General features: G+C 67.1%; 10 protein-coding genes and 1 pseudogene. All 11 read left to right on the forward strand.

What is annotated here, in order from left to right:
* The 11 genes and pseudogenes from HY726_07215 to HY726_07265 all read left to right on the forward strand — a co-directional run bounded on the left by HY726_07215 (window position 1) and on the right by HY726_07265 (window position 9239).
* Window positions 1-180, forward strand: a pseudogene (locus HY726_07215) (UbiD family decarboxylase).
* A gap of 119 nt (window positions 181-299) precedes the next feature.
* Complete coding sequence (locus HY726_07220; protein MBI4608778.1) at window positions 300-1328, forward strand: TAXI family TRAP transporter solute-binding subunit; 1029 nt, start codon at window positions 300-302, stop codon at window positions 1326-1328.
* Between the two features lie 63 nt (window positions 1329-1391).
* Entirely contained in the window at window positions 1392-2375 is a 984-nt protein-coding gene (locus HY726_07225) for an ABC transporter substrate-binding protein (protein ID MBI4608779.1), read from the forward strand.
* A gap of 31 nt (window positions 2376-2406) precedes the next feature.
* Window positions 2407-3396 (forward strand): ABC transporter substrate-binding protein, encoded by a 990-nt coding sequence (locus HY726_07230; GenBank protein MBI4608780.1) that lies wholly within the window; start codon window positions 2407-2409, stop codon window positions 3394-3396.
* Window positions 3397-3422: 26 nt separating this feature from the next.
* Window positions 3423-4184, forward strand: a complete 762-nt coding sequence (locus HY726_07235) for a cyclic nucleotide-binding domain-containing protein (GenBank protein MBI4608781.1) — start codon at window positions 3423-3425, stop codon at window positions 4182-4184.
* Window positions 4185-4239: 55 nt separating this feature from the next.
* The gene (locus tag HY726_07240; protein MBI4608782.1) at window positions 4240-5202 is read left to right on the forward strand and encodes a D-2-hydroxyacid dehydrogenase; all 963 of its coding nucleotides are present in this window, start codon (window positions 4240-4242) and stop codon (window positions 5200-5202) included.
* A 111-nt stretch (window positions 5203-5313) separates the two neighbouring features.
* Window positions 5314-5574: a hypothetical protein gene (locus tag HY726_07245; GenBank protein MBI4608783.1), complete on the forward strand. Its 261-nt coding sequence runs from the start codon at window positions 5314-5316 to the stop codon at window positions 5572-5574.
* Complete coding sequence (locus tag HY726_07250; GenBank protein ID MBI4608784.1) at window positions 5561-5899, forward strand: type II toxin-antitoxin system PemK/MazF family toxin; 339 nt, start codon at window positions 5561-5563, stop codon at window positions 5897-5899. Before HY726_07245 ends, HY726_07250 begins: the two co-directional genes overlap by 14 nt.
* Window positions 5900-5968: 69 nt before the next feature.
* The gene (locus tag HY726_07255; GenBank protein ID MBI4608785.1) at window positions 5969-7921 is read left to right on the forward strand and encodes a TRAP transporter fused permease subunit; all 1953 of its coding nucleotides are present in this window, start codon (window positions 5969-5971) and stop codon (window positions 7919-7921) included.
* Between the two features lie 10 nt (window positions 7922-7931).
* A complete protein-coding gene (locus HY726_07260; GenBank protein MBI4608786.1) occupies window positions 7932-8945 on the forward strand; it encodes an amidohydrolase in 1014 nt (337 codons plus the stop codon).
* A 12-nt stretch (window positions 8946-8957) separates the two neighbouring features.
* On the forward strand, window positions 8958-9239 hold the full coding sequence (locus HY726_07265) for a hypothetical protein (GenBank protein MBI4608787.1): 282 nt from the start codon (window positions 8958-8960) through the stop codon (window positions 9237-9239).
* The last annotated feature ends 235 nt before the right edge of the window (window positions 9240-9474 follow it).

The raw sequence follows: 9474 nt of genomic DNA on the forward strand, positions 1-9474 counted from the left end.
CGCCAGACCTGGTCCACGTGGCTCGACCCGACCCAGAACCCGCCCGAGGAGCGTCCCTACGGCTCGAAGGCGCTGATCAACGCGTGCATGGAGCACCGGTACCTGAAGCAGTTCTCGAAGCGGACCAAGATCCGCCGGTCGGTGTACGCGGCGGTGGCAGCCAAGTGGGGACGGCTCGGCTTCAAGGGAACGCCGCCCAGGCTCTGGGCCCTGGAAGACTGATGTTCGAGCCGAGGGCCGTCGGCCATGCCGCGAGGCAGGCCCGGCACGAGGCGAGGCCGGATAAGGAGGACTATCCGATGATCGCGCGCTGGCTCTCGCTGGTGGTCCCGTTCACCGCCACGCTTCTCCTTGCCGCAAGCCCCCTCGAAGCGCAGCCGCCCAAATCGGTCACCCTCGGGACCAACCCGCCGGGCACGATCTTCTACACGGTGGCCGGCGGATTGGCGAAGGCCGTCAGCCAGGCAGCTCCGTTTCAAATGGCGCTCCAGCCCTACGCGGGGACGAGCACATTCCTCCCGCTCCTCAACAGCGGCGAGATGGAGTTCGGCGTCGTCAACGCCGTGGACATGGCCCTCACGTACCGCGGGCCCAACTTCAAGATCGGGGGCCGGAACCCCTTCCCCCACAGCCCGAACGTCAGGCTGGTGATGCGGGGCTCCCCGCTTCTGGTTGGTTTGCTCGTGCGCAAGGACTCCCCCATCAAGACCGTCTACGACGTCAAGGGCAAGCGGCTGACCGGCGAGTATCCGGCCCACCTGGCGGTCTGGTACAACATGTTCGGCCACCTGGCCAGCGCCGGGATGACGTGGGACGACGTCAAGGTGGTCCCGGTACCGGCCGTCAACGATGGCGTGGACGCGCTGGTCCAGGGGCGGGCCGACGTCACCGAGCACGCGGTGAACTCGGCCAAGATCAAGGAGGCGGATGCCGCCGTCGGGATCCGTCACATCCCCATCGACTGCTCGCCGGCAGGCGAGGTGCGCCTCCGCAAGGCCGTGCCCGGCTACTATCCCCGGATCATCAAGGCCGGCAAGGCGACCGCAGTCGTCGAGGACACCTGTTTCATCGCCTACGACATCTATCTCGCCGCCGGCAAGAACGTTCCCGACGCGGTGGTCGAGGCGACGGTGAAGGCGATCTGGGAGAACGTGGACAAGCTCCCGCCGCTTCATCCGATCTTCAGGGAGTGGACCCGGGAGCGCGCCGTGACCGCCGATATCACGATCCCTTACCATCCCGGCGCGATCCGCTTCTACAAGGAGCTCGGCGTCTGGAAACCCGAGCTGGATCAGGTCCAGCAGAAGCTCCTCTCGCTGAATCCGTAGTGACGCGGAAGGCCGTCCTACCCTGAACGTCGCGCCTCAGGGCGCCGAAACGAGGAGCCGAGTATGAGGCTCAGAAGGGTCGGACTCATCGCCACCCTCGCCCTCGGTCTCCTCTTGGCGCCACTCGCAGCCGACGCGCAGGCGCCCGCGAAAGTTGCCCGGCTAGGTCATCTTGGGCACGGCCTTGAGTCCGGTTTGATCGAGGCATTCCGTGAAGGTCTCCGCGAGTTCGGCTACATCGAGGGCCAGAACATCGCCTTTGAGTACCGATATGCGGAGGGGCGAGTAGAACGGCTCGCCGAGCTTGCGGCCGAGCTCGTCCGTCTCAAGGTTGACGTCATCGTGTCGAACGGCACGCCGGCGACCCGGGCTGCCAAGCAAGCGACCAGCACGATCCCCATCGTCATGGTAGGGGTGGGGCTCGACCCGGTTGAGATCGGGCTCGTGGCCAGCCTCGCGCGGCCGGGTGGAAACGTCACGGGGGTGGCGGCCCTTGGCACAGAGTTATGGGGGAAGCGGCTAGAGCTGCTCAAGGAGACGTTTCCCAGGATCTCCCGCGTAGCTGTTCTCTGGAATCCGACCAATCCGGGCAATGCGCTCGCCTTGAGGGAAATGAAGGCCGTGGCTCCGGCGGCCGGTGTCAGACTACAACCCTTGGAGGTGCGAGATGCGAGCGACTTCGAGCGCGCATTCGCCGAGATTATCAAGGAGAATCCCGGCGCGCTCATCCCGATTTGGGACGCCTTCCTCCTCAGTCACGCACGACGTATCGCCGACTTCGCGGTCAAGAGGCGGCTGCCGACGTTAGCTCCGATTAAGGAGTATGTGGACGCTGGGGCTCTCATGTCCTATGGGGCGAGCATTCCTGGCCAGTGGCGACGCGCCGCCTACTACGTGGATAGGATCCTCAAAGGCACCAAGCCGGCCGACCTCCCCGTGGAGCAACCCACGCGCTTCGAGCTGGTCATCAACCTCAAGACCGCCAGGGCCCTCGGCCTCACCATCCCCCAGTCGATCCTCCTTCGCGCGGATCAGCTCATCCAGTGAACGTTCAATCGTCGAAAACAAGGAGCCGAACGTGAAGCGGGGAACCCTGATCCTGATCGTGAGCTTTGCTCTCTGGATCCTGTGGACGCCGCTGTCTGCCGACGCCCAGCCCTCCAGGAAGGTTCCCCGGATAGGTGTCCTCGCAGCTGTTCCCGCTTCTTTCGCGGGCCCGTATGTCGAGGCGGGCCGGCAAGCGATGCGGGAGCTCGGGTACGTCGAGGGCCAGAACATCGCCATCGACTACCGGTTCGCCGAGGGGAAGCCCGAACAGCTCCCGGATCTTGCAGCCCAGCTGGTCGCTCTCAGCGTCGACGTCATCGTCGTGGTTGGGGATCGAGGGGTCCACGCCGCCAAGCGAGCGACCAGCACGATCCCGATCGTCATGGTGTCCGCCGGCGATCCCGTGAGAGACGGATTTGTCTCGAGCCTCGCCCGACCCGGTGGGAACATCACCGGGTTCTCCTCGCTTCTTCCAGAGTTAAACGCCAAGCAACTGGGATTGCTCAAGGAAGCCGTTCCCAGAGCCTCACGCCTGGCCGTCCTCTGGAATCCGGCCAGTTCCGGGGGAGTCCTCGGCTTCAGAGAGATGCAGAGCGCGGCGCCGACGCTGGGCATCAAGCTTCAGTCGTTGGAGGTGCGGACGCCCGAACAGATCGAGCCCGCGTTTTCGGCAATGGTCAATGAACGGGCTGATGGGTTTATTGTTCTCACCGACCCCCTCACCTTTCGCAACCGAAAACGCATCGTGGCGCTCGCGGCGAAGCACCGCCTGCCCGCGATATACGAGGTAAGAGAGTTTGTGGACGACGGGGCCTTGATGTCCTACGGGCCCAGCCTCATTGCGATGATCCGGCGCGCGCCCGTCTACGTCGATAAGATCCTGAAGGGCGCCAGGCCCGCCGACCTCCCCGTCGAGCAGCCCACGCGTTTCGAGTTCGTCGTCAACCTGAAGACTGCCAGAGCCCTTGACCTCGCGATCCCGCAGTCCGTCCTCCTCCGGGCGGACCACGTGATCCAGTGAGCTGCCGGGGAACCTGAGGGGGAGAAATGACACCGCACCAGTTCATCGTGGACCGGAACCGGCCGGAAGTCTACGCGGCGCTGAGGCAACAGCTCGCGGCCGTCGAGGACGTCGCGGTCATCCTGGATCGGCGCCGGCGCGACCGTCGACAGGACGCGCGCGCTCCGAAGTTCGAACGTCGACGGGCCGACCGCCGGTCCCGCCCGGTCGAAGCCGACCTCACGTCGGTCGGCTTCGCGGTCGCCAGCCGCCCGCGCTCCCCGCGAAAAGACCTCGGCGAGGCAGCGCCGCGTGCGGGATCGGACGCGGCCTCTTTCCTCGCCGGCGTCGCCCTCTTCGAGGAGTTCACGCGCTCCGAGCTGACGGGGCTCGCGGGCCGCCTCCGCGAGCGCACGCTAAAGCGGGGGCAGGCCCTATTTCTCGAGGGCGAGCCGGGGGAGGAGATGTTCCTGGTGCGTCGCGGCACAATCGTCATCTCGAAGGCCGTGACGGGAAGCGTCGAGAACGTGCTCGCGCGCATGGAGCCGGGTGATTTCTTCGGCGAGATGAGCCTCTTCGGTCGGTTGCCGCGCTCAGCGACGGTCCGGGCGGAATCCGACGCCATCCTGTTCGCCCTCGATCGAAACGCCCTCGAGCATCTCATCGACACGAACCCCCGCGGTGCGGTTGCCTTCTTCACCGCTATGGTCCAGGAGTTCATCGACCGCCTGCGGCGCACCAATGACCTCGTGGCCGAGGTGACGCGCTGGGGCCTCGAAGCCACGGGTTTCGACGTGGAGTCCCAGTGATGTCGGCTGACCGAGTCGGTCGCGACAGATCACGCGCCGTGCTGCTGGAGACCGTGTGAAGATTCTCTACGCGCCCCACCTCATCGTCCCCTCCCTCACCGCCGAGGAACGCGCGCACATCCTGGAGGCCGCCGGTCTGGGCGTCACGCTGGTCGAGGCGAAGGACCCGATGCGACAGCGCGCGGAGATCGCCGATGCCGAGGTGCTCTTCGGCCGGGTCCCCAACGACGTCTTCGTCCACCAGCGCCGGCTCCGGTACTACCACGCGCTCGGCGCCGGCGTGGACGCCATCCTGTCACCCGAGCTGATCAACAGCGAGGTCGTGCTGGCGAGCGAGAAGGGAGAGGTCGGCATCCACCTGGCCGAGCACGCCTTCGCCCTTCTCCTCGGCCTGACGCGGGGCATCCACACGGCCCTACGCGATCTGGACTACCGGCTCCGCGAGCCGATCCGGCGCGAACAGCGCGAGCTCCTCGAGCTGACGCTGGGAATCGTGGGCTTCGGGGGAACCGGCCGTGAGGTGGCGCGCCGCGCGCTGGGCTTTCGGATGCGCGTGCTGGCGGTCGACATCGAGGACGTGCCGCCCGAGCCCGGCGTCGAAGCGATCTGGAAGCCGGATCGCCTGCCCGAGCTGCTCGGTCAATCCGACGTCGTCGTCATCGGCCTGCCCCTGACGAAGGCGACCCACCACTTCTTCACGCGCGATCGCTTCCGCCAGATGCGCCCGACCTCGATTCTGATCAACGTGACACGCGGGGCCATCGTCCACACCGACGATCTGGTCGCTGCCCTCGACGAAGGGTCCATCTGGGGCGCCGGGCTGGACGTGACCGATCCCGAGCCCCTCCCGACCGGCCACCCGCTCCTGAGCCACCCGCGGGTCATCGTGACCCCCCACACGGCCGGTGGCTCGCCGCGGCGCGCCGACCGCGCGATCGCCACGTTCTGCGAGAACCTGAGGCGCCTCCGTAGCAGACGGCCGCTCCTGGCCCTCATCGACAAACAGAAGGGCTACTGAGGCGCGACCGCGAAGCGACACAAATCTCGGCGCGCGAGCCACGGTGTCATTGACACCATGGAGTCTTTGTGCCATTCTCTGTATCATTCTCTGTGAATGGAGGTGAAGCGTATGGCACGGCCAATGGAGTCATCGGCGAAACGGCCACGGATCAGCATTGACGTGCTGCCCGAGGTCCGTCGTCGTCTTCGCCTGGCAGCGGCGAAACGTGACGTCACGGTGCGGCAGTACGTCTTGGAAGCGATCGACGAGCGGCTTCGGGAGGATCTCGGCGATGATGGCGAAGGGGTGTTAGCCCTAACCGCGAAGGCGGATCCGGTGCTCGCGGAGCTTTGGGACAACCGCAAAGACGCAGAGTATGACCGCCTATAGTCGGGGCGACATTGTCTTGGTCGGCTTCGTGTTCTCGGACGAATCCGGGAAGAAGCTTCGTCCGGCCGTCGTCATCAGCTCCCCAACCTATAACCGGACGAGACAGGAAGTGATTGTGGCGGCCGTCACCAGCAACGTCGGGCGCCGTCTCTTCGGCGATCATCTGATCGCCGACTGGAAGGGGGCCGGATTGCTCTTCCCTTCCCTGGTCACCGGGGTCCTCCGAACCATCAGGCGGACCATGATCGCTCGGAAACTAGGCTCCATGCCGAGACCCGACCTCGACGCCATCGACCGAGAAGTGCGCCGCGCTCTTGGCGTATGAGGTGGGCCACAGGGCGCTCGCGCTCACGATCCCTCAGCCCTACCTCTTGTGCGCCGATCGCGTGATCCGGTGAGCACGGTTGAGGGATCCTCCAAGTTCCGCGAGCTGTCCGGCCCCGCCAGGCTGCTGGAGCGTACGCTCCTCGTGGCGTTGACGCTCCTCGGCGCGAGCTGGGCGCTCGAGATCCACCACGCGTTCCCCTGGACATTCTTCAAGGAGCAGTACCTCGGCCTCTTCCTGGCCCTGGCCCTCGCCATCGTCTTCCTGAGCGTCAAGGAGCGCGCGCGGGCGCCCGGTCATCGGGTGCCGGGGTACGACTGGTGCCTCTCCCTCGGCGGTCTCGCCGCCGGCCTCTACGTCGTCGCCCGCTACCCCACCATTGCCTACCAGCTCGGCGTCGTGACGTGGGACAAGGTGCTCTTGGGTGGCCTCGCGATCGTGCTCGTCCTGGAGGCGACACGACGGCTCGTCGGATGGGTCATGGTGGGCCTCGGCGCCCTGTTCATCCTCTACGCGAAGTTCGCCTATCTCTTCCCCGGCCTCCTCTACGCCAGGGGCTCGAGCTGGGAGCGGATCGCGGTCTACCTCTATCTCGACACCAACGGCCTCCTCGGGCTGCCGCTGGCGGTGACGGCGAGCATCGTCGTGGCGTTCATCTTCTTCGGCCAGGTCCTCTACGCCGCGGGCGGGGACAAGTTCCTGACCGACCTCGCACTGGTCGCCATGGGCCGCTACCGCGGTGGACCGGCCAAGGTCTCCGTCGCCGCCTCCAGCCTCTTCGGAACGGTCTCGGGGAGTGCGGTGTCCAACGTCGTCGTGGACGGCGCCATCACGATCCCGATGATGAAGCGCACCGGCTACGCGCCCCACATGGCGGCGGCCATCGAGGCGGTCGCCTCCACAGGCGGTCAGATCATGCCTCCGGTGATGGGCGTCGCCGCCTTCCTCATCGCCGAGTTCCTGGCAATTCCATACTCCCAGGTGGCCCTGGCCGCGGTCGTGCCGGCGCTCCTTTACTACCTGGCGCTCTTCGTCCAGGTCGACCTGGAGGCGGCCAAGCACGGGCTGGTCGGCCTGCCCGCAGCGGAGCTCCCGCGCCTCCGCGAGGTCATGCGCCGCGGCTGGAGCTTCCTGGTCCCGCTCGGGGTGCTGATCTATACCCTGATGATCGCGACCTGGCAAGCGGGAAAGGCGGGGATGGCCGCTGTCATCGCGACGCTCCTCGTGGGGGCGCTCCAGCGCGAGGACGGGCTGACGGCGCGGAAGCTACTCACCGCGATCGAGGAGACCGCGCGCGTCCTGCTGGACATCGTGGTGATCACGGCGGTCGCCGGCTTCGTCATCGGTGTCCTCCAGCTCTCGGGCCTCGGCTTCAAGTTCTCGCTGGTCCTCGTCAACGTGGCCGGGGGCAACGCCCTCGCCCTCCTGATCCTGACCGCCGCGGTCTGCATCATCCTCGGGATGGGGATGCCGACCGCGATCGTCTACATCATGCTGGCCGTCCTGGTCGGGCCGGCGCTGGTTCAGCTCGGGATCTCGGCGCTGGGGGCCCACCTCTTCCTCTTCTACTTCGGCATGCTCTCGATGATCACGCCGCCCGTGTGCCTCGCGACCTATGCGGCTGCCTCCATCGGCCGCGCGGACTTCATGAAGACCGGCTGGGCCGGGATGCGGCTCGGCATCGTCGCGTACGTCGTCCCCTTCGTCTTCGCCTACCACCCGGCCCTCCTGCTGACGGGATCGGCGACGGAGATCACCCTCGCAGTTGGGACGGCAGTGATCGGGGTGGTCCTCCTGGGGGTGGGCTGTGCGGGCTACCTGTTCCGTCCTCTCGGCTGGGGCAAGCGGGCCTGGACCAGCCTGGCGGGGCTCCTCCTGATCCCCCCGCCGGCGAGCGGGGCCTGGCTCATCGCCAACTTCGCGGGCCTGGCGCTCGGCGGCCTGCTGGTACTCGTGGAATGGGCGGGGACGGCCCCGGCTCCCGCAGCCCGCGATGCCCGTGCGCCGCGAGCTATGAGATAATCGGACGGCCATGAAGATCGACATCTTCCCCCACATCTTCCCGCGGCGGTTCTACGAGCGCATGGTCGAAGTCGCTCCGCCGGGCATGTACATGCAGAAGCGCGTGCGCGGCATCCCGGTGCTGGTGGACCTCGACGAGCGCCTGAGGATCATGGATCGGCACGAGGGGTACGTGCAGGTGCTCACGCTGGCCTCGCCGCCCCTCGAGGCCGTGGGCGGCCCCGACCTCACGCCCGACCTGGCCCAGCTGGCCAACGACGGCATGGCCGAGATCGTCGCCAAGTACCCGGACCGCTTCCCGGGCTTTGTCGCCTCGCTGCCGATGAACAACCCCGACGCCTCGCTCAGGGAGATCGACCGGGCGATCGGCCAGCTCGCGGCCACCGGCGTCCAGATCTTCTCCAACGTCAACGGACGGCCGCTCGACGCGCCTGACTTCCTGCCCATCTTCGAGCTGATGGCGACCCTCGCGCTCCCGATTTGGCTCCACCCCGCCCGCCCGGCGACGTTCGCCGACTACCCGACCGAGAAGCGCTCCAGGTACGACCTCTGGTGGGCCTTCGGCTGGCCGTACGAGACGACGATCGCCATGGGACGGCTCGTCTTCGCCGGCCTCTTCGACCGGTGGCCCAACCTCATGATCATCACTCACCACATGGGCGCGATGCTCCCCTACTTCGAAGGCCGGGCCGGACACGGGCTGGACCAGCTCGGCACGCGGACGGACGACCCTGACGACGCGGCCGCGCGCGGCCGATTGAAACGGCGTCCCCTCGACTACTTCCGCATGTTCTACGGCGACACCGCCCTCTTCGGCGCCTGGCACGCGATGGAGTGCGGGCTGGCCTTCTTTGGAGCGGACCGGATCCTCTTCGGCACCGACATGCCGTTCGACCCGGAGCGCGGACCGGGCTTCATCCGCTGGACCATCGAGGCGATGGAACGGATGCGGGCGACGCCTGAGGAGAAGGCCAAGATCTACGAAGGCAATGCCCGGCGCCTCCTCAAGCTCCGGCTCCGGTAGGGGCAGGCGTGGATGCTGAGCCACCTCCTTTCCTTCGTGTCAAGGAATCGGGCCGACATGGAGCGGTTGTCCGAGGAGGTGGTGAACCGGGTCCGCGCCGTGCCACCCGAGCGGCTCGCCTCCTACGCGCGGACGCCCTGGATCGAGAGCGTGGAGCGGGGTGGAGTCCCTTACCGGGTTGAGGTCCGGGTCGAAGTCATTCCCGGGGTCGGCCGGCGCGCTGTCGCCGTTCGGGTGCGGCGAGGGCGGTTCCCCTGGACCACGCTCACTTCCTATCTCCCGGTGAACCTCTAGCGGGATGCTGAAACACTCCGCTCGAACGCTCGAGTCGTCCACCGGCACACGCCCGAAGCGCTCCGAGCGCGGGCTTCGCCCGCGCAACGTCGGGGGGAGGTTCGGAAGGGGGGCGCAGCCCCCCTCCGAGCATATGGAAGGCTTCGTCCTGGTTCCGGCCTGACGGGCGGCTGCACCAGGTTCCCCCTCACCCTGCCCTCTCCCCCGGCGGGGGACGAGGGAGGCTGTGGCACGC

It is taken from the genome of Candidatus Rokuibacteriota bacterium, from assembly GCA_016209385.1.
GTDB lineage: Bacteria > Methylomirabilota > Methylomirabilia > Rokubacteriales > CSP1-6 > JACQWB01.

Coding starts and splice junctions, on each gene's coding strand:
- HY726_07220 (MBI4608778.1), top strand. CDS start 300: ATGATCGCGCGCTGGCTCTCGCTGGTGGTCCCGTTCACCGCCACGCTT.
- HY726_07225 (MBI4608779.1), top strand. CDS start 1,392: ATGAGGCTCAGAAGGGTCGGACTCATCGCCACCCTCGCCCTCGGTCTC.
- HY726_07235 (MBI4608781.1), top strand. CDS start 3,423: ATGACACCGCACCAGTTCATCGTGGACCGGAACCGGCCGGAAGTCTAC.
- HY726_07245 (MBI4608783.1), top strand. CDS start 5,314: ATGGCACGGCCAATGGAGTCATCGGCGAAACGGCCACGGATCAGCATT.
- HY726_07250 (MBI4608784.1), top strand. CDS start 5,561: ATGACCGCCTATAGTCGGGGCGACATTGTCTTGGTCGGCTTCGTGTTC.
- HY726_07260 (MBI4608786.1), top strand. CDS start 7,932: ATGAAGATCGACATCTTCCCCCACATCTTCCCGCGGCGGTTCTACGAG.
- HY726_07265 (MBI4608787.1), top strand. CDS start 8,958: ATGCTGAGCCACCTCCTTTCCTTCGTGTCAAGGAATCGGGCCGACATG.